This is a genomic window from Rahnella aquatilis CIP 78.65 = ATCC 33071 (assembly GCF_000241955.1).
GTDB classification, from domain to species: Bacteria; Pseudomonadota; Gammaproteobacteria; order Enterobacterales; family Enterobacteriaceae; genus Rahnella; species Rahnella aquatilis.
The window spans coordinates 3,761,391-3,780,879 of the sequence record NC_016818.1; the positions used below are offsets into that span (position 1 = coordinate 3,761,391).

The following is a 19,489-nucleotide window of genomic DNA, read 5'->3' on the forward strand; positions in this document are numbered from 1 at the left end:
TCCTGTCCTCTTACCCAAGGTTATTATTTTGATGGTTAACTTAAAAACGGGACTTCCAGTTTAAAAACTCTTCCCTCACCGCCTGAAGTTTTGCGCCGTCCTGACACAGATCCACTGTCGTCATCGCCAGCGCTTTGGCTGCCTGCAACATGGCCTGTAAACCGGCTTCGGAACCGGCAGCGTCGGCAAATTCCGGGGTATGTGGCAGCACATCACCGATACGGATATACGGGTGGATCGCCGCAGTGATCTGGCTGACATTGCCGATATCCGAAGAACCGATGCCGCCACTGAGCGGCGGCGGAACCACTTCCACACCGAGAATGTCCAGATTCTGTTTAAAGTATTCCGCCAGCGTCAGGTTGTTATTACGCTCGGCGTAGGTCAGCCCTTCTTCAATTTCCAGCCGCGCACCGGCCATCAGCGCCGCGCCCTGTGCCGCATCAAACACTTTTTGTTTGACGGTGCCGAGCCCTCTGACCGTTTTAGCGCGCATCAGGAATTTCGCTTCTGCATAAGCCGGAACAATGTTGGTCGCCCTGCCGCCGTCGGAAATAATGCCGTGCACGCGCACATCGTCGGTGAACAACTGGCGCAGAGCATTAATGCCATTAAAGGTGTGGATCACCGCATCGAGCGCGCTGATGCCGTTTTGAGGTGCAGACGCCGCATGTGCCGCTTTGCCATAGAATTTAAATACCGCATCGACACACGCCAGCCCGCCGCGTACCACCATGGTTTTATCGCGCGGATGGAACATCATCACCGCATCCACATGGTCGAAAATGCCTTTCTCGCTGAGAATAATTTTCCCGCCGCCCTCTTCCTCTGCCGGTGTGCCGATCACTTCCAGCTTGCCGGTCAGCAGATGTGATTGCTGTTTCAGCGCCAGCGCGGCCGTCACGGACGCCGTGCCAATCAGGTTATGTCCGCAGGCATGTCCCAGATCCTTCAGCGCATCGTATTCCGCCAGCAACGCGATCACCGGACCCGGCCTGCCGCTGTCAAATGTCGCGCGAAACGCCGTCGGCAGACCGCCTGCTTGTTCCTCAATCTCAAACCCTGCTGCACGCAGGGGCGCAATCAGTGCCGCTGCGGATTCGACCTCTTCAAAGCTGAGTTCAGGGCGGGCATGAATATTCAGCGCCAGCGCACTGGCCTGCGCGGTGAGAGCATCCACAGCCGCGATAATCTCAGCTTTCTGTTGTTTGATGTGATGAACCGATGTAGTGCAACCCGACATGTTTTATTCCCTGCGATGGTGCAAGACCAAAAATTATTTTCGGATGAATACGATTGGGCATTGTGATAACCCGTCTCTGTGCCTACAGAAATAGGGCTTTTAACGTTTCCGGTCAAATTGAGCCTTTTTATCTGTTGCGCTTTTTACGCAAAAAATATTTTATGGCTGAGGAATTTTACTGGCGGCGAAAAAACGATGAACGAGAAAGACTGGCTGATATTGCGGGCGGTATATCAGCATAAAAACATTACCCGTGCGGCGGAGCAGCTTTATACCTCACAGCCCGCACTCAGTTACCGTTTACGCCAGATTGAACGCAAGCTGGCGATCCGTCTGTTTGAAGACGGTCAAAAAGGGCTGGTTTTCAGCGCGCAGGGCGAATATCTCGCGCAACATGCGGTGAGCGTGCTCAACGATTTACAGCAATTGAAACTCAATCTGCACAGTCTGGATCAGGAACAGCAGGGAGAGATTTCGCTGGGCGTGTCGAGCAACTATGCGGCGTACCGTTTGCCGCCGTTACTCAGCCAGTTCCGGCAGACACATCCGGGGATCCGCGTGAATCTGATGAGTGGTTTTAGCGAGGGGATCATTCAGAAACTGTTGCGCGGAGAAATTGATATGGCGCTGGTGAAGGACGATTTTAACTGGAAGGAAGGCAAGCATCTGATTGAGGAAGATGATTACGTGCTGGTCAACCGTCAGGATTTTGATTTCGCCCTGCTGCCGCACATGCCGCAGATAAAAATTCATCACGGCCCGCACGTGACACAACTGATTGAACGCTGGTGGAATGCCAACTTTTCCCATGCGCCGACTGTCACGATGGAAGTCGACAAACTGGAAGTGTGCATGGCGATGGTTGAGCACGGGCTGGGTTACGCGATTGTCGCCACCTATTTACCGCTGCCCGAACATTTTTACCGCCGCCCGATCAGTGTGGACGGCGCGACGGTAAAAAACCGCACCTGGCTGCTGCACCGCCATAACCTGAACGCAACGCCCTATATGCAGGCGTTTATTCATCTGTTACAGACGGCGCAACAAGGGCTGATGCCCCGCTGATCAGAGATCTAACGTGCCGTCAATCAGCGTACAGGTATCGCCACCGATCCAGGGTTCGCCCTCGACAAACGTGACCGTCACGCGGCCATCGCGTTGCAGTCTGGTGCCCTGACGCACGCGGTAGGTTTGTGCCATATGCGCGCCATCCGGGAAATTCGCCGCTTTCAGCACCCGCGCCAGACAGGCATTGGCGCTGCCGGTGACCGGATCTTCTTTCAGCACGCCATCCTCATCGATAATCGCCCGCACTTCATAATCCGCCGGACCGTTTTTATCGTGTAAACCATAGACCGCGATACCGTTAATCCCCAGCTGTTTTTGTAGCTGACTGACTGCCGCTGCATCGGCGTTGATATTCAGGCAGTCCTGCGCGCTTTCCATGCGAACGACCAGCCAGATGATGCCCATATCGACCGAAACCGGCGTGACATCAGCCTGAATGTTGCCGCCGCGCAGCGCGGTTTTCAGCAACGCATCATGTTCAGCCGCCAGCAATTTCAGCTGCGCAGGCGGCGCGGAAAATGCCTGACCGCCTTCTGCCAGTTGCTTCACCTGCACCAGCCCGACACCGCATTCCTGCACCAGATAGCCTGCATTTTTTGGCTTCAGACCGCTTTGCAACAGCGCATACGCCGTGCCCAGCGTCGGATGTCCGGCGAACGGCAGCTCTTTGTCAGTCGTAAAAATCCGCACACGGTAATCCGCTTCGGGTGAAGCCGGTTTGAGCACAAACGCCGTTTCCGCCAGGTTGGTCCAGCGGGCCATGGCAAACATTTCGGCATCCGTCAGTCCTTCCGAATCCAGTATCACGGCCAGTGCATTACCTTTGAGTGGCTCAGCGGTGAACACATCAACTTGTTTAAAACGGCGCAGGCGGGTCATAGCAAATCCTTTTAAATCATAAAGAAAGAGTGGGTGAACTGACTGAGTTTAGGAATATTTCAATAAGTTATCGAGAAAAAGGCCAGTCGCTGTCGGCTGACCTATGCTTAATAACATTGTTTCCAAAGTATCCTAAAAACATAAGGAATAGAAAGATGCCCGTGAAGGATTTGATTGGTATTGGTATCGGTCCCTTTAATCTCAGTCTCGCCGCCATGGCAAAAGACACGGAAAAACTCAACGCTGCTTTCTTCGACGCTAACCCGGAATTCAGCTGGCATCCCGGTATGTTATTACCCACGGCGACCATGCAGACCTACGTCCTGCAGGATCTGGTCACTACCGTTGCGCCGCGCAGCGAATTTTCGTTTATTAACTATCTGGTTGAGCAGAAGAAAATTTACCGTTTTCTGGCCACGGAACAGCTGATCATCAGCCGCGATGAGTTTTCCGATTATCTGCGCTGGGCGTGCGACCGCATTACGGGTTTGCATTTTTCCGAGCCGGTTGAGCGGATTGATTTCGACGATAAGCGGCAGGAATTTATCGTGCAGAGTGAAAAAGGCGAGCACCGCGCACGCAATATTTGTCTCGGCACCGGTCATGCCCCGTGGATCCCTAAACCGGCACGGGCAGCACTGGGGGATAACTGTTTTCATGCCGCAGAAATAGAGCTGCGTGAGCCTGATTTCACCGGTAAACGGGTGGTAGTAGTCGGCGGCGGACAGAGCGGTGCCGATATCGTTCTTAACACACTGAGCGGCCACTGGGGCGAATTCACCGAACTGAGCTGGATATCCCGGCGCCCTAATTTTCAGCCACTGGATGAATCGATTTTCACCAATGAATATTTCACGCCGGAGTATGTGAACTACTTTTATACGCTGCCGGAAGAGGTGCGCGAGCAGGAAATCGAAACGCAAAAACTGCCTTCTGACGGCATCAGTTATCACACCCTGGAAGACATCTATAAGCAGCTTTACCACCGTTTCGACGTGCTGCATCAGCCGCGTAATGTGCGTTTGCTGCCGCACCGGGCGCTGGATCATATCGTGCGTAATGCGGCTGGCGATTTCAGTTTGCAGGCAAAACACGGGCTGGAAAAATGCGAGGAACATTTCAGTGCCGATATCGTGATCCTGGCGACCGGCTATCGCCCCGGTTTACCTGATTATCTTGAACCGCTGCTGGAACGCATCCCGTATGACCGCGAGCAACATTTGCCGCTGCAGCCGAATTTCAATCTGCGCTGGGATGGCCCGGAGCAGAACCGCATTTACGCAGTGAATGCCGGGATCCACAGCCACGGCAGTGCCGAAGGGCAACTGACGCTGACCGCGTGGCGCTCAGCGAAAATCCTTAATCATCTGCTGGGCGAAGCACATTACGATCTGCGGCCGGTGCCTTCGCTGGTCCAGTGGTGGTCAGATACGCCCCATAAATAGCACGCACAAAAAAGCGGAGCATCTGGCTCCGCCTTTCCTTTTCTCAGAACGCCTTCGTGACTGAAAACACGTCAGACGTAAAAATAGATGGCTAAAAAGTGGCAGGCACTGCCGCCAAGCACGAATCCGTGCCAGATGGCGTGGCCGAACCGATAACGTTTTGAAGCGTAAAAAATAACGCCCAGCGTGTATATCAAGCCACCCAGCGCCAGCAATATCACACCGCCTGGGGAAAGTTTGGTCGCAAGCTGGTAAATCACAATCAGCGACAGCCAGCCCATCGTCAGATACGTGACCAGCGAAAGCACCTCAAAACGGTGCGCAAACGCCAGTTTAAAAATCACGCCGAACAGCGCCAGCCCCCAGATCACCGCCATTAATCCTTTCGCCAGCGGGGAATTGAGCCCGACCAGCAGGAACGGGGTGTAGGTCCCGGCGATCAGCAAATAAATCGCGCAGTGATCAAGTTTTTTCAGCCAGTATTTGGCTTTCTGATGCGGTATCGCGTGATACAGCGTAGAGGCCAGATACAGCAAAATCATACTGCCGCCGTACAAACTGTAACTGGTGATCGCCATGGCACTGGCGTTATCACCTATCGCCTGAACCAGCAACAACACCAGCCCGACAATCCCGAAAATCAGACCAACGCCGTGACTCAGGCTGTTGGCAATTTCTTCAGCCCACGGATATCCCTGTGGTGATGGAGACATCTTACCCATACGTTGAGAACCCTCGAGGCAATACATGTAAAAAAGTAATAAGAGACGATTTAATCCCCGGTTGTTTATAACCGCTGATTATAAATCATACCGCAAACAGAGTAGCTGAGAATCATTCCAGTGTACATCTGTAAGCTTAAAAATCAGTATTTCCCGATGTAACAGTCCCTTATCCCGATCATCATTGCCATGCGACACCGTCTGGAATCCCTTCAATTCATTCACTTTGTTTATAATTTACCGCTGTGACATTCTGAAAACAGCGGTGTTTACCGCACCCAAAAACATGATTTTTTGTCATCAAGCGACTAAGGTGTAGCGGAAATCTCTGATAACGCCATTAACAATGCCGTCAATATGACTAAGGTTTGACTATGTCTGTAGCAACTTCCCCGCTGGATTTCGGCGCCATGACCGAAGTTTTTCAGTTCCTGATGGAAATCGGCAAGCTGAAAAACGTACAACGTCGCACTAAAGTTTTAGGCACTGAGCGTCAGGAAAATTCCGCGGAACATAGCTGGCATTTCGCCGTAGCAGCCATGTCTCTGGCACCTTTTGCGCCAGAAGGCATTGATATTAATAAAGTCATTCGTATGGCGTTGATCCACGACATCGTAGAAATCGACGCCGGTGACGTGCTGGTTTACGATCTCGCCGCCCGCGCCGCCGTTCACGATCAGGAAATCATTGCCGCAAAACGCCTGTTCGGCATTTTGCCTGCGCCGCTCAACAGCCAGTTCCTGGATTTGTGGAATGAATACGAAGCGGGTGAAACCCCGGAAGCGCGCTTTGCGCTGGTGATCGACCGCGTGATGCCGATGATCATGAACCTGAATAATCAGGGGCAGAGCTGGGTGGAAAACAATATCCGTCTGGAGCAGGTGTTAGCCCGTAATGCCTTTATCGCCGATATCCATCCTGAACTGTGGCTGCACATCCGCAGCCATCTGGACAACGCTCATCAGCAGGGCTGGCTGAAGTAAAATGTCCTTCCCCTCGCGAGAGGGGAAGGCGCAAGATCACTCACTTAGGAACATTCAGTGTCGTGGAATCCACGTAAGGTTTCATGATGGTGTCGGCGTCTTTCTGTGCCTGTGCCGCCGCTGCTTCCGGCGTGACTTTCTCGTCATTAACCAGGGCCGCCAGCTGATTTTCCATCGCCTGACGCACCGCCACGGTTTCATACGTCGCATACCACGGATAGGCGTATTTTAGCTGCTCCAGGGCAATCGTCGCACGCGGGTCTTTTGCCAGATAATCTTTCATTTCCGGCGTGTCATAGGACGCCATGCGCGGTGAAAAATAGCCGGTAAAGCGGCTCCAGGCACCGTTTACTTTCGGGCTGACCAGATATTGCAGGAAGGTATAAGCCGCTTTTTTCTGGTCATCGGAAATGCCTTTAAAGCTCACCAGACTCGCCCCGCCGATGGTGACCCCGTTACGCACTTTGGCAGGCATCATCGCCACGCCCAGCTCGAAATCTTTGGTATTTTCACGCATAAAGCCCAGCGCGCCGGTGCTGAGCATCGCCATGCCGAGTTTGCCGGAGAAAAACGCCGCGCTGATTTGTTTCGAGTTCAGCACGCCAGACGGCATCACTTTGTCGCGATATACCAGATTCTGCCAGAAGCGCAGCGCGCCCAGTGTGGACGGTTTGTCGTAATACACTTCGCCCGGATAATCGGCGTTGTAATACTGGCCGCCGTTGGCGCGGGTCAGTGCCGATAAAATCCAGCCGCCGTAATCATCGTTGGTCGATGGCAACATGATCCCCCACTGGCCTTTTGCCGAATCCGTCAGCTTTTTCGAATCTGCCAGCAATTCATCCCAGTCTTTGGGCGGCGCGGTAATACCCGCTTTGGCGAACATGTCTTTGTTGTAATAGAGAATGGGCGTCGAGTTATGGAACGGGATCGCGTATGTCACGCCGTTGAGCTGAGCATTCTGGCGCATGGCAGGCCAGAAGTTCTGCGTCAGGAACGGCGTGGCTTTCTGATCGCCGAATTTGAACAGTTCGTCCATCGGCAGAATTTCGTTTTTGATCGCCAGATCCGCCGTGAAGTTAGCAGACATGATCACCAGCGCCGGTGGCTGGCCGGATTTCGCCGCCGCTTCGGCTTTGACTTTGGTGGTGTCGTAGTTACCGGTAAATATCCCGCGCACTTCGACATCATTTTGTGACTGGTTGAACTCTTTAATAACGCGGGTCATTTCCATGGTCAGTTTGCCGTCAACCGGCGCCGGGAACATGAAATCAATATTTTCTTTGGCCGACGCCGTGCCTGCGGCAAAAAAGCCGATGACGAGCGCCAGCGCAGATACGTTACGCATGATGGTGATTCTCCCGGTGCAGGTTCTGCTGGTTTTGGCCTGAAAAAAGATGAAGGTCGTGCAAAGAGAAATACAAAGTGATGCTGTCGCCGGGTTGCGCAATGTCCCGGCTGTTTTCCCGCAAATGATTTTTACGGACGTAACGGATTTTCCCGAGCGGCGTGTCGGCATGGCACAGATACTCCGCGCCGAGCAGTTCGCGATAGGTCAGCGTCGCCTGCAATTGCAGGCTTTCACCTTCCACCGGCCGGTCACTGATGTGTTCGGGTCTGATGCCCAGATACACCTCATTCAGCGCCAGCGCATGTTCAGTTTGCGGCAGACGTACCGGCTGGTTTTCGACTGTCAGCAGGCCATCAGCGCATGGCAGTAAAAACAGATTCATCGACGGGGTGCCGATAAATCCGGCGACAAACAGGTTGGCCGGATGTGCATACAGCGTTTCCGGTGCGCCAATTTGTTGCAGATGACCTTTATCCAGCACGGCGATCCTGTCCGCCATGGTCATGGCTTCCATCTGATCGTGAGTGACATAAACAGTGCTGGTTTTCAGCTGCTGATGCAGTTGCATGATGCCGTCACGCACTTCCGTGCGCAGCCGTGCATCGAGATTCGACAGCGGTTCATCCATCAGAAACAGCTTCGGGTCGCGCACAATGGCGCGCGCCATCGCCACACGCTGACGCTGGCCACCGGATAACTTGCCGGGTTTACGTTTGAGTAACGGCTCCAGCTGTAATAATCCGGCGACACGATCCACCCGTGCTTTGTGCTGCTCTTTCGGCTCGTTACGCATACGCATGCCAAAGGTGATGTTCTGCTCCACGGTCATATGCGGGAACAGCGCGTAGTTCTGGAAGATCATCGAGAAATTACGTTCGCGCGGCGACAGCCCGGAGATGTCATTGCCGTCAAGCATAATGCGCCCGTCGCTGACGTTTTCAAGACCCGCCAGCAGGCGCAGCAAGGTACTTTTGCCGCAACCCGACGGCCCGACCAGCACCAGAAACTCACCGTCGGCAATTTCCAGCGAAAGCTGATTCACCGCCGTGCTGCCTTCAAACTGTTTGGTAATATTTTCCAGACGAATGCCAGACATCATTGCTCATCCGCCGGGCAACTGATTTGCGCGTCATACAGATACGGCCCCGGATACTGCGACAGCGGATGCAGATAACTGACCAGCCCGGTGTGATCCACCAGACGGTGCATCACGCAGGCCGCCGGTTCGAGGTTATAAAACGGTGCCGGATTGTGGTGATAATACGGCACCTGATGCACCGTGCCGGGAATGGTGGTGATGATCGCCTGTTTGTACTGGGTGAAAATCAGGCGGTGCGTGTGGCCGCAGAACACGCGAACCAGCGACGGGAAGCGGTCAATCAGCGCCAGCAACTGATCGCCATTTTCACAGGAAATCGCATCCATCTGCGCCGAACCAACTTTCACCGGCGGATGGTGCATAAATACCGCCGTCGGTTTATCACCGCCCTGCTCCAGTTGCCCTTCCAGCCACGCCAGCGTTTCCAGCGTCAGGTACCCTTTGGATTCTCCGGCCAGGCTCGAATCGACAAACAACAGACGCATCGGGAAATCGTCGATGGCGTAACGCATATTTTGCGGGTCAGTACCGAGCTGCGGGCACAGCGGATGCAATGCTTCCAGAAACTGCGCTTTGTCGTCGTGGTTGCCGGGAATGATGTACAGCGGATAACGCAGATTGCCCAGCGTGCGGCGCGCCACCTCGTATTCCTGCGGCAGACCGCAGTTAACGATATCCCCGGTGATCACCACCGCATCCGGTTGTTCTTCCAGCGCATTCAGCTGGCTCACCACTTCGGCATTGCAACCGTTCACATCGATAAAGTCATACAGTTTGCGGCCGTGGCTGCGAAAGTGCATGTCAGAAATCTGAGCTAAAAACATGGATGACTCCTTTATTTGATCCCGGAAAAGCCGAAGCTTTTCAGGAACTGTTTCTGAAAAATAATGAACGCCAGCATCAGCGGCAGGCACACCATCAGCGTGCCGGCGGTAATTAATCCCCACTGGCCGCCCGATTCTGCGCCCATCGCGAAGGACACCAGCCCGACGGTCAACACCTGTTTATCCGGGTCGTTAAGCACCATCAGCGGCCACAAATATTCATTCCAGTGATAAGTGATACTGACCGTGGCGAAGGCGAGAATGGCTGGCCATGACATCGGGATCAGCACGCGGAACACCACCTGCCACCAGCGGCAGCCTTCCATCAGCGCGGCTTCTTCGATTTCACGGGGAATGCTGAGAAACGCCTGACGCATCAGGAACACGCCAAACGCCGAGGCAAAATACGGCATCATCACGCCGGTCAGGGTATTGAGCAGGCCGAACTGTTTGAGGATCATCATGTTCGGCACCATCATGATGACGGGCATGATCATCAGTTGGATCAGCAGCAGGTAGAACAGCGTCTGTTTGCCGCGAAATTCGTGATACGCGAACACGTAACCGGCAGTGGTAATCGTCACCAGCTGAACCAGAAAGGTGCCAAAGGAGAAGAAAATGGTATTGGCGTAAAGCCGCAGCCAGTCGGCGCTGTCCCACGCGTCACGGAAGTTTTGTAACGTAAGCGGGAAGCGCGGTAACAACGAGGCCATATCCGGCGCAAAACTGCTTTCGCTGAAGGCTGACGACAGCATCCACAGGAAAGGCGCCAGCCACAAAAACGCCGCGCACAGCAGTAAAACCGGCAGTGTCGAACGGCGCGCACCGCGCAATAACATCGATGGCGAACGTACGCCCGCCCGCAATTTTTTGCCCGTCATCACCGGCGCTTCAGACGTTTCAACGCTCATAATGAACCCCTCTTTCCAGCACCCGCAGGTTCAGCATCGAAAAGCCAAACAGCAGCACCAGCGTCAGGAATGTCGCCGCCGAAGCTTTGCCTAAATCGTGGGTGTCATTCGCCAGACTCTGGATGTAATACAACAATACGGTGGTGGCGTTATTCGGCCCGCCCTGCGTCATCACCGCGACATGATCTATCTGGGTAATCGAATAAATCAGCGCGATAGTGACCACAAAACTGATGGTCGGGCGCAGCAGCGGCAACGTGATATAGAAGAAAACCTGCGGGCGCGACGCCCCTTCCATCAGCGCCGCTTCGCGTGCCGGGGCGGGGATCGACTGCAATCCGGCGAGGAAAAACAGCATGTAATAACCGGCGAATTTCCACACACCGATCACGCTCAGCGCAATCAGCGCGCTGTTGCTCATACCGAGGTAATTGTTATTCATCGGTCCGAACACTTTCGCGAGATAGTAATCCAGCAGCCCCATGCCGGGCATAAAAATGAACAGCCACAAGGTGGCAGCACTGACCAGCGGGATAATCATCGGAAAGAAAAACGCAGTACGCAGCCAGCGGTTCAGCGAGGTGTTTTCCCACAGCGCCACCGCCAGCAGCAACGCCAGAATAATGCCGGGGACCACAGTCATCAGGATGTACGCCAGATTATTAAGCAGTGCGCGCCAGAAAACCGAATCCTGGAGCAGGCGCAGATAGTTTTGCAGGCCGACAAACGGCGGCGCATCCGACGACAGACGGCTGTCAAACAGGCTGTCAGACGCTGACTGAAATAAGGGGTAATAGGTGAATAAAAGCAGAAAAATCAGCGTCGGCAGCAAAATCAGATAAGGAAACAACGTGCGGCGCATTACAGGGTACCGGTCAGCGAAATAAGGTGCCTATCCTGTCCTGCATTTATGTCAGCCACATGGCGGGAATGTGATGGTTATTTGAATGAAATATGAGCAATGTTACTGAACAAATAGAGGTCGGATGTCAGATTGAACGGTAACATGCGGATACAACCCCACTAAAATGGGGTTGAGTTGAGGTATATAAAGACAGAATCAGATTGGTTGGTAAAACTATAAATAGTTCCTTTAACTGTAAAATAGAGATATCTGCCCTTCAATTGCATTTGGACATTTGAATCTGAAGTAAAAAGAACAGAAGGATAATCTCTGACATCCGCCAGAAACTCTTTCTCTGTTTTTACAGATGGATAAAGATAATATTTATACGTATTTTGGGTCGTTGCTCCCGCACTACCTTCAGTCACATAAAGGGTATTAAACTCGCCTATTCTTTCCTTTCGTATAATCGTTTGTTCATAAGGTGAAAAATCTAATGCCACCATAATTAAATATCCCAGGAAAGCTACAACCAACACGATGAAAATATAGTTTTTCCTAAAAACCCGTTCTTTTGGCATAATCAATCCCTGCTCTTATCCATGTCTGATCTTTAGGATCATCCCAATGGGAATTTGGTCCCTCATAAGAATCCCATTCAGGATCATTTGTACCTGCAAATTTTTGAGCCACGCCAGCACCTCTTAATAAAACACCAGGTGAAATACCTGCTGCTGTTCCTACAGCCCCGTAATGAAAATTCCCGAAATTTTCATATTTTCCACCTAACTGTTTATAGTCCCAGGGGCCATGATTTCTGACCTGATTATAGAACCATATATAAGTTAATGCAGATGGACCTTTGTGTAAACGAGCCGTCATCATATGATTACTCATAGATATGCCTGGGGGGATGATTGCAGATATATCATAAGGAGGATGTTGATTTACACCTTCTACAGGGTGTCTGGACATAATTTACGCCCTTTCATTCCATGAGTCTGTGAACATGATGTTCCCATCGCAATGTTTCCACGTTATTTTGTCGTAACGGAGTTCAACAACTTCAAGATGATTGTGTTTTTCTTTGGTTGGATCTTTAATATCATGCATCAGCGGGGAAATGCTCACAACCTTAACGCCTTCGATAAACATATTGAAGTACTCAACTTCTTGCCCTGCATCATTGATATGATACCATTTAAATTCTGCTGACTTTAAAGTTTGGCCTTTTGAAACCGCTTTATATAAATAAGGTGATGATGAATCAAATTCTTTTTGGAAAATCATCGCAGAATGATTACGCGTTGCTGTAATGCTTCCGGTTAAAGGGTCTGTTGGCAATCGTAAATTATGTGAAAACCCTGTGACCTCAATACTACCTTCTCTATTATTTACATCCACAGACCCTTTGATGTCCGCACCGCCGTCATCTTTCAACCATAAATAAGCTGGAATTGCCATTTTAACATCCTTATTGAAATAATAAATTCACCGTACAAACACTACCTCTTTGTAATTTAAAAAACAATCACCTGAAACAGTAATGCTTTCGCTTACCTATATACAATAATAATCATCATCAAATTTAATATAATAAATTTTTATCTAAATTGAGAATATCTTTATTAGATCCCAGCCAATGCCTCCGCATTTATTTTGGACGTGTGAGTAAATTGTTATATATGGTTAAAATGAAGTTGTAATAGCGTTCAAGATAAAATCTGGAAGATGTCTCGCAGGAATAACGCAGTCCGACTCCCTCCCCTGCGAAGGGGAGGGTTGGGGTGGGGTATTAAAGCAAAATCAAAAAGTTGAAGTGTACTTTGAAAAGAGTTAGCCCTTAAAACCCCCTCCCAACCTCCCCCTTCGCAGGGGGAGGAGCAAAGAAAAACCCGCTTCAAACCATCGTCATCACCATCCTCTCCCGCGCTTCTTCATATGTCGGCATTGATGCCGCCGCGCCTGCCCTTTCCACACAAACAGACGCGTAAGCGGAGGCGAATTGTGCGGCTTCGGGGAGTGTCGCACCGGCGGCGAGTTGGGAGGCCAGCGCGCCGTTGAAGGCGTCACCTGCGCCGGTGGTGTCGACCGGGGTCGCCGGACAGGCGTGGATAATCTGCGTTTCGCCGTTCACTGAAAGCAATGCGCCCTGCGTGCCCAGCGTGATGATCAGCGCCTGGATCCCTTTGGCGTGCAGCGCGTGGGCGGCGCGTTGGGCAGAGGGAATATCGCAGACTTCAATGCCGGTCAGCAGCGTGCATTCTGTGGCGTTCGGCGTGAGTAAATCCACCTGAGCCAGTAAATGGTCAGAAACCGGCTGAAACGGCGCCGGGTTGAGGATAATGTAGGTGTCGTTGTCCTTCGCGATGCCGATCAGTTTTTCAATCGCAGGCAGATTGTTTTCGAGTTGCGTCAGCAGGATATCAGCGGCGGCGACGGCCGGACGGCACTGTTCGACTTCTTCATCGGTGACCGTCAGGTTGGCGCCCGGATCAACGGCAATCATGTTTTCGGCATCGGCTCCGGCGACATAAATCAGCGCGTTGCCGGTCGGGCATTCGCTGGTGGAAAACAGCGTGACGGCGTCGAAACCGGCGCCGTCGAGATGGCGCCGGGCGAACATGCCGAAATCATCGCGACCCACTTTACCGATATAATGCACCCGCGCACCGGCACGCAGTGCGGCGACCGCCTGGTTGGCGCCCTTGCCGCCCGCGCCCATCATACTGTTGCGGGCAATCAGGGATTCTCCCGGTTTGGGGAAACGCGCCATGCCTGCGACGATATCGAGGTTGAAAGACCCAAATACGCATACCTTGCCTTTGTTCATGCCTCTCTCCTGAAGGAAAATGTTCCGGCGGCCAGAGCGGGCTGCGACGGAAAAACGCGCTGTGCGGCCAGACACGCGCCACGGCAACCGGTCTCGTCGGTGACGGCGCTGAAATGAATGGTCAGGCCGTTCGCCGGATACGGGCTGCGCAGATGGCTGCGTAACTGTTGTTCCAGTTCGGCCAGCGGGAAGTTTTCCATCGCCAGCACGCCACCGCCCAGCACCAGATATTCGGGATCCAGAATGTTCATTTCGCTGGCGACGGTGCGTGCCAGTCGTGCCACAAACTCAGTTAAATCCGCATGCCCGGCATGGCGCACAAACAGGTCGGCGAATGGTGTCTGCGGCGCATGTCGCCGCGCCCAGCCGGTCAGCCAGTTGCCGGAGGTCAGCGTCTCGACGCAGCCGGTTTTGCCGCACGGACAGCGCAGCGGATTCCCCGCCAGCGGGATGTGCCCGAGTTCGCCCGCACCGCCGTGCGCGCCGTGATAAAAATCACCGTTGATCCACAAACTGTTGCCCAGCCCGGTGCCGAGATACAGCCCGACGGCGACATCCGGCAGCGCGCTGTGCTGTGTTAAATCCCACCACATCAGATGGTTAACGTCTTTGTCCATCGCCACCGGCAGGTGTAAACGTTGCGAGAGCAGCGCCGCCACCGGCTGATTATCCAGCGCGGAGATAAACGGCAGCGACAGCACGGTCTGGCGGTCGCGGGACAATACGCCCGGCAGCCCGAGCATCACCTGCGCCACCTGATGATGCGGATCCTGTTCCTGCAAATACGCCGTGATCAGGTTTTCCAGCCCCTGCAACGGATCGGGCTGCCCCGCCCAGCTTTGCGTCGGGGTTTTGTGGTAGCCGCGAAAATTTTGCTGGCTGTCCATCAGCATTAAACGGGTATTGGTGCCCCCGACATCGACTCCAAGAAAGTGCGGCATACGGCTCTCCTGCCCTCAGGCTGCGTGACGCGCCTGACGCATCTGATCGAGCATTTTGTCCCAGGCAACATCCAGATCGCTGTCCAGCGTGAACAGACCGGAACTGCCGACGATCAGCACTTCCGCGCCTGCGCCCATCAGATCCTGATAAGTCCGCAGATTGCAGGAACCGTCAATTTCGATCAGATAGCGGTAGCCTTTTTGCTGTTTGAGATCGCGCAGTTGCGTGATTTTCCCCAGCATTTCAGGGATGAACGGCTGACCGGCGTAACCCGGATCGACCGTCATCACGGTGATTTTATCCAGCAGATGAATGTAGTGCTGGATGTACTCCACCGGCGTCGCGGGATTGAGCACCACGCCGACTTTTTTCCCCAGCGAGCGGATCTGATTAATGATGCGGAAGGCATCGCGGTTAATGGTTTCGGCATGCGGACAGATAAAATCGGCACCGGCTTTGGCGATTGGCTCGATAAAGTCAGCCGGGTTTTCCACCATCATATGCACGTCGAGGATCAGCGGGGTGTGCGGGCGGATCTGCTCAATAAAGAACGGCGACAGCGTGATATTTTTGACGTAATGGCCGTCCATGATATCGATGTGCAGCATGTCGGCGCGGCGGTTCAGTACCTCGAGTTGCTGTTTAATGTCGATCAGGCTCATGCACATCAGCGACGGAGAAATTTTGTATTCCATGATGTTTTCCTAAGTCAGAGGCAATGTTAAAAGAGTGTTTAAGGTTGAGCGGCCCGCGCTTTGGCAGCGCTCATTCGCCCCGCCCTTTTTTGCAGATAACGGCTGCGGAAGAATTTCAGCGCCAGCACCACGATCAGTACCGCGCCCCACATCGCCAGGCTGAAATGCGGGCTGACGTTCATCAGGTTCAGGCCGGTGGAAATCACCTGCAGAACAATCAGCGAGAGCACCACGCCCGCGACTTTGCCGAAGCCACCGTTGGGATCGGTGCCGCCAAGAATGATGGCCAGCACCGTCAGCAGCAGGTATGAATCGCCGTAGCCCATGCGCGCCGAGTTGAAACGCGCCATCATAATCAGCCCGGCAATCACACATAACATGCTGGAAATCACGTAGATGGCGATCAGAACACGATGGGTATTCACGCCGCTGAAATGGGTGGCGTTGATGTTACTGCCGCTCATATAAATGTATTTACCGAGGCGGGTGCGCTCTAAAAACACCGCGATTAACACCGCCGTCAGCAGGAAAATCATCAGCGGAACGGGCACACCGAGCAGGGTTTCCGCGCCGATAAAGCGCACGATATCCGGCATACCGCTGATCGCCGCACCGCGTGAAAGATAAATGCCGACACCGTTGACCATGGTCATGGTCGCCAGCGTCACCAGAATCGGATGCGCACCGACATACGCCACCAGCGCACCGGTCAGCATGCCAATCACCAGCGCCAGAATCATTGCGCCGACCAGCGCCAGCGTCAGCCAGACCGCCTGCATCGCCATGCCGGCATCGGGCGGCAGCCAGGTCAGAAACACCCACGCCATCAGTAAACTGGTCAGGTTAGCGGTAGCGATAATGCACAGGTTCAGGCCACCGCTGAGGATCGGGATAAACATCGCCAGCGTCAGTAAACCCAGCTCCGGCAACTGAAAGGCAACGCTCATAAAGGTGGCGTCACTGAAGAACCGCCCCGGCATCGCCAGGCTGAAACCGATGATCACTACCAGCAATAACAGCGATAATCCCAGTGTCGTATTGTCTATTCTCAGGTTGCCGATTTTCAGGCGAGGCCGCACATCGGGCTTCGCTTTAAGACTCACATTTCTGCTTTTTGCGAACATAGCGGTTTTCCTCAGGCGAAGCCGACTTCGGTTTCTTTGCGTTTCTTATAATGGGTGACGGTAATGGCCGCGACGATCACCACGCCGATGACGATGTTCATGAAGTAGCTGGACACGCCGATCAGGTTGAGGCCGTTTTTCAGCACGCCAATCAGGAATACGCCCATCAGGGTGCCGACCACGCTGCCTTTGCCGCCGTTAAGGCTGGCACCGCCGAGTACCGCCGCCGCCAGCACATCCAGCTCGCCGCCGACCAGCGCATTCGGCACCACTTCACCGACGCGATAGACCTGTACCAGTCCGCCAATCGCCGCCATTGCGCCGAGATATCCGTAAGCAAACAGATGCAGCAAACCTACGCGGATACCGATACGGCGTGCGGATTCCTGGTCACCGCCGACCGCAAACAACTGGCGTCCGAGATGGGTTTTGTTAAGCAGGATCCAGCTCAGCCCGGCGACCGCCAGCATCACCACCACCGGCAAACCCATCTGATAATGCTGTTCGCCGACGCTGAACGGCAGTACGCGGACGGGCGTGGTCAGCCAGTCAGGCAGGTCGTACAAACTGGTGCCGTTGGTCAGCCACATCAGCATGCCAAACAGCAGTGACTGCATACTGATGGTGACGATGATCGACACGATGCGCAGGCAGTAGATCAAAATGGCATTGATCATCCCGAGCACCGTGCCGACGGCAACAGCCAGCAAAATGCTGCCCGTCGGGCTGCTCAGGCCGTAGTGGATCGCCAGCGTGGCGATGAGGTACTGCACGACAGAAGCCACGGCGGCGAACGAAATATCGATACCGCCGGTGACCAGTACCACAAACAGACCGAGGGCAAAAATGCCGCTGACGGCATAGCTTTCGGTCAGATCCAGCAAGTTCTGCAAGGTCAGAAACTGGTTGGTCAGTAAGGAAAAGGTGACGATCACCGCCAGCAAGACCCAGGCTAAATAACCTTCGTTGCCGGACGGGCGTAACCGGCTGAGCTTAAGCATTGACCGCCTCCGCAAGTTGTTGCTGGGTAATCGCACCCGGCAGATATTCGCCAACCACCGTGCCTTCACTGAAATGCAGCACGCGGTCGCAGTTGAAATAGACTTCCGGCACTTCGTCGGAAATCAGCAGGATGGAAATCCCCTCTTCCGCCAGTTGATGAATTAACTGATAAATGCTGGCTTTCGCACCGACATCGACGCCAACCGTGGGGGAATCGAGGATCAGGATTTTCGGCTGCGTCAGCACCCATTTTGCGAGCACAATTTTTTGCTGATTGCCGCCGGAAAGCGTGGAGATCGCCTGGTCGGGGTTCGCCACTTTGACGCCGAGTTTCTCGATCCACTGCTGGATAATTTTGTTTTTGCGGTATTCATCGATCAGGTGAAAACGGCTGCGCAGTTGATCCATGATCGCCAGCACGGTGTTGTCGCCGACCGACTGTTGCTGGATCAGGCCGAGCGTCAGGCGGTCTTCCGAGACGTAACCGACGCCCGATTTGATCGCGTCTTCGTGACTGCGAAAACGTACCGGTTTGCTGTCGAGATAGATTTTGCCGCTGTCCGGTTTAGTCATGCCAAACAGGCTGAGCGCCAGTTCGGTGCGCCCCGATCCAAGCAGGCCGCATAAACCGAGCACTTCACCGGCGTGCAGTTTGAAACTGACGTCATGGTACTGGCCTGCGCGGCTGAGTTTGTCGGTTTCCAGCATGATGCGTTCGTCATTCATGTTGGCGGCTTTCAGGCGGTAATCGAGTTTCAGGCCGGTCATCAGTTCGGTCAGGCGTTCGCTGCTGACCTCAGAAGCCGGGAAAGTGCCGACTTTTTTGCCGTCACGGATAACCGTCACGCTGTCGGAAATCTCCAGCACTTCATCGAGGCGATGGCTGACGAACACCACGCTGATGCCTTTGCTTTTCAGGTAATGCACGGTGCGCAACAGCTGATTGACTTCGGTGCGGGTCAGCGAGGCGGTCGGCTCATCCATAATCACTAACCGCGCATCCGCCACCAGCGCACGGCAAATGGCCACCTGCTGACGCTGGGCAATCGGCAACGACGAGACTTTACTGTCGAGATCCAGCGAGTAATTCAGCTCGGTGAGAATACGCTGCGCCGTTTCCCGCAGGCGTGACGGACGGTACCAGCCCATCAGCCCTTGTAAGTTGTGGTCGAAGGCAATATTTTCGAACACGCTGAGGTTCGGGAACAGCGACAAGTCCTGATAAATCACCTGCACGCCAAACTGCCGCGCCTGATCCGGAGACAGCTTACTGAACCTCTGGCTGCCCTGCGACGGCGAACTGAGTGTGATCTGGCAACCGTTATCCGGCTGGTAAACCCCCGAGATCACTTTGATCAACGTACTTTTCCCGCAGCCGTTGGTGCCCGCCAGGCAGTGAACTTCGCCCTGCATCAGCCGCAGGGAAATGTCATTGAGCGCACGCTGCCCGCCAAAGGTTACCGACAGATTTTGCACATCAATCAGCGGCGCGTGGTCTGTTTGAATGATCCCGGAGATTGCCAT

Annotated in this window: 20 protein-coding genes; 3 read left to right on the plus strand and 17 right to left on the minus strand. The window is 53.7% G+C overall.

Annotated elements, in window-relative coordinates:
• Positions 1 to 40: 40 nt before the first annotated feature.
• Positions 41 to 1,243 (minus strand): M20 family metallopeptidase, encoded by a 1,203-nt coding sequence (locus tag RAHAQ2_RS17120; RefSeq protein WP_015698428.1) that lies wholly within the window; start codon positions 1,241 to 1,243, stop codon positions 41 to 43.
• Between the two features lie 195 nt (positions 1,244 to 1,438).
• Here RAHAQ2_RS17120 and RAHAQ2_RS17125 point away from each other — a divergent pair, with 195 nt between their 5' ends.
• Entirely contained in the window at positions 1,439 to 2,308 is an 870-nt protein-coding gene (locus RAHAQ2_RS17125) for a LysR family transcriptional regulator (RefSeq protein ID WP_015698429.1), read from the plus strand.
• On the opposite strand, the gene RAHAQ2_RS17130 is transcribed toward RAHAQ2_RS17125, so the two are convergent.
• Complete coding sequence (locus RAHAQ2_RS17130) at positions 2,309 to 3,190, minus strand: PhzF family phenazine biosynthesis protein (RefSeq protein WP_015698430.1); 882 nt, start codon at positions 3,188 to 3,190, stop codon at positions 2,309 to 2,311.
• A 155-nt stretch (positions 3,191 to 3,345) separates the two neighbouring features.
• On the opposite strand from RAHAQ2_RS17130, the gene RAHAQ2_RS17135 reads away from it, so the two are divergent.
• Positions 3,346 to 4,635 carry a lysine N(6)-hydroxylase/L-ornithine N(5)-oxygenase family protein gene (locus tag RAHAQ2_RS17135; protein WP_015698431.1) on the plus strand — a complete coding sequence of 430 codons (1,290 nt, stop codon included), beginning with the start codon at positions 3,346 to 3,348 and terminating at the stop codon, positions 4,633 to 4,635.
• A gap of 71 nt (positions 4,636 to 4,706) precedes the next feature.
• Here the strand turns inward: RAHAQ2_RS17135 and trhA are convergent, their stop codons facing one another.
• Positions 4,707 to 5,357 (minus strand): PAQR family membrane homeostasis protein TrhA, encoded by a 651-nt coding sequence (trhA, locus tag RAHAQ2_RS17140; RefSeq protein WP_015698432.1) that lies wholly within the window; start codon positions 5,355 to 5,357, stop codon positions 4,707 to 4,709.
• 374 nt (positions 5,358 to 5,731) lie between these two features.
• Between trhA and RAHAQ2_RS17145 the strand changes: the two genes are divergently transcribed.
• Positions 5,732 to 6,340 carry an HD domain-containing protein gene (locus RAHAQ2_RS17145; RefSeq protein ID WP_015698433.1) on the plus strand — a complete coding sequence of 203 codons (609 nt, stop codon included), beginning with the start codon at positions 5,732 to 5,734 and terminating at the stop codon, positions 6,338 to 6,340.
• A 40-nt stretch (positions 6,341 to 6,380) separates the two neighbouring features.
• Here RAHAQ2_RS17145 and RAHAQ2_RS17150 read toward each other — a convergent pair whose 3' ends face one another.
• From RAHAQ2_RS17150 to RAHAQ2_RS17210, 14 genes are all read right to left on the minus strand, one after another.
• Positions 6,381 to 7,688 (minus strand): ABC transporter substrate-binding protein, encoded by a 1,308-nt coding sequence (locus tag RAHAQ2_RS17150; RefSeq protein WP_015698434.1) that lies wholly within the window; start codon positions 7,686 to 7,688, stop codon positions 6,381 to 6,383.
• On the minus strand, positions 7,681 to 8,787 hold the full coding sequence (locus RAHAQ2_RS17155; protein ID WP_193785528.1) for an ABC transporter ATP-binding protein: 1,107 nt from the start codon (positions 8,785 to 8,787) through the stop codon (positions 7,681 to 7,683). Before RAHAQ2_RS17155 ends, RAHAQ2_RS17150 begins: the two co-directional genes overlap by 8 nt.
• A complete protein-coding gene (locus tag RAHAQ2_RS17160; protein ID WP_015698436.1) occupies positions 8,787 to 9,614 on the minus strand; it encodes a phosphodiesterase in 828 nt (275 codons plus the stop codon). The genes RAHAQ2_RS17155 and RAHAQ2_RS17160 overlap by 1 nt, the downstream gene beginning before the upstream one ends.
• Positions 9,615 to 9,625: 11 nt before the next feature.
• Positions 9,626 to 10,525 (minus strand): carbohydrate ABC transporter permease, encoded by a 900-nt coding sequence (locus tag RAHAQ2_RS17165; protein WP_015698437.1) that lies wholly within the window; start codon positions 10,523 to 10,525, stop codon positions 9,626 to 9,628.
• Entirely contained in the window at positions 10,515 to 11,387 is an 873-nt protein-coding gene (locus RAHAQ2_RS17170; RefSeq protein WP_015698438.1) for a carbohydrate ABC transporter permease, read from the minus strand. Before RAHAQ2_RS17170 ends, RAHAQ2_RS17165 begins: the two co-directional genes overlap by 11 nt.
• A gap of 161 nt (positions 11,388 to 11,548) precedes the next feature.
• On the minus strand, positions 11,549 to 11,950 hold the full coding sequence (locus RAHAQ2_RS17175) for a hypothetical protein (RefSeq protein WP_015698439.1): 402 nt from the start codon (positions 11,948 to 11,950) through the stop codon (positions 11,549 to 11,551).
• Complete coding sequence (locus RAHAQ2_RS25100) at positions 11,928 to 12,266, minus strand: polymorphic toxin type 44 domain-containing protein (RefSeq protein ID WP_234300274.1); 339 nt, start codon at positions 12,264 to 12,266, stop codon at positions 11,928 to 11,930. Before RAHAQ2_RS25100 ends, RAHAQ2_RS17175 begins: the two co-directional genes overlap by 23 nt.
• Before the next feature lie 81 nt (positions 12,267 to 12,347).
• Entirely contained in the window at positions 12,348 to 12,833 is a 486-nt protein-coding gene (locus RAHAQ2_RS17180) for an Hcp family type VI secretion system effector (protein ID WP_015698441.1), read from the minus strand.
• A 436-nt stretch (positions 12,834 to 13,269) separates the two neighbouring features.
• Positions 13,270 to 14,202 carry a ribokinase gene (gene rbsK, locus RAHAQ2_RS17185; RefSeq protein ID WP_015698442.1) on the minus strand — a complete coding sequence of 311 codons (933 nt, stop codon included), beginning with the start codon at positions 14,200 to 14,202 and terminating at the stop codon, positions 13,270 to 13,272.
• Positions 14,199 to 15,143: an allose kinase gene (alsK, locus tag RAHAQ2_RS17190; protein WP_015698443.1), complete on the minus strand. Its 945-nt coding sequence runs from the start codon at positions 15,141 to 15,143 to the stop codon at positions 14,199 to 14,201. The genes rbsK and alsK overlap by 4 nt, the downstream gene beginning before the upstream one ends.
• Before the next feature lie 15 nt (positions 15,144 to 15,158).
• A complete protein-coding gene (gene alsE, locus RAHAQ2_RS17195) occupies positions 15,159 to 15,839 on the minus strand; it encodes a D-allulose 6-phosphate 3-epimerase (protein WP_015698444.1) in 681 nt (226 codons plus the stop codon).
• Between the two features lie 38 nt (positions 15,840 to 15,877).
• Complete coding sequence (locus RAHAQ2_RS17200; protein WP_015698445.1) at positions 15,878 to 16,963, minus strand: ABC transporter permease; 1,086 nt, start codon at positions 16,961 to 16,963, stop codon at positions 15,878 to 15,880.
• Between the two features lie 11 nt (positions 16,964 to 16,974).
• Complete coding sequence (locus tag RAHAQ2_RS17205; RefSeq protein ID WP_015698446.1) at positions 16,975 to 17,964, minus strand: ABC transporter permease; 990 nt, start codon at positions 17,962 to 17,964, stop codon at positions 16,975 to 16,977.
• Positions 17,957 to 19,489, minus strand: coding sequence for a sugar ABC transporter ATP-binding protein (locus RAHAQ2_RS17210; RefSeq protein ID WP_015698447.1), 1,533 nt, complete (start codon positions 19,487 to 19,489; stop codon positions 17,957 to 17,959). The genes RAHAQ2_RS17205 and RAHAQ2_RS17210 overlap by 8 nt, the downstream gene beginning before the upstream one ends.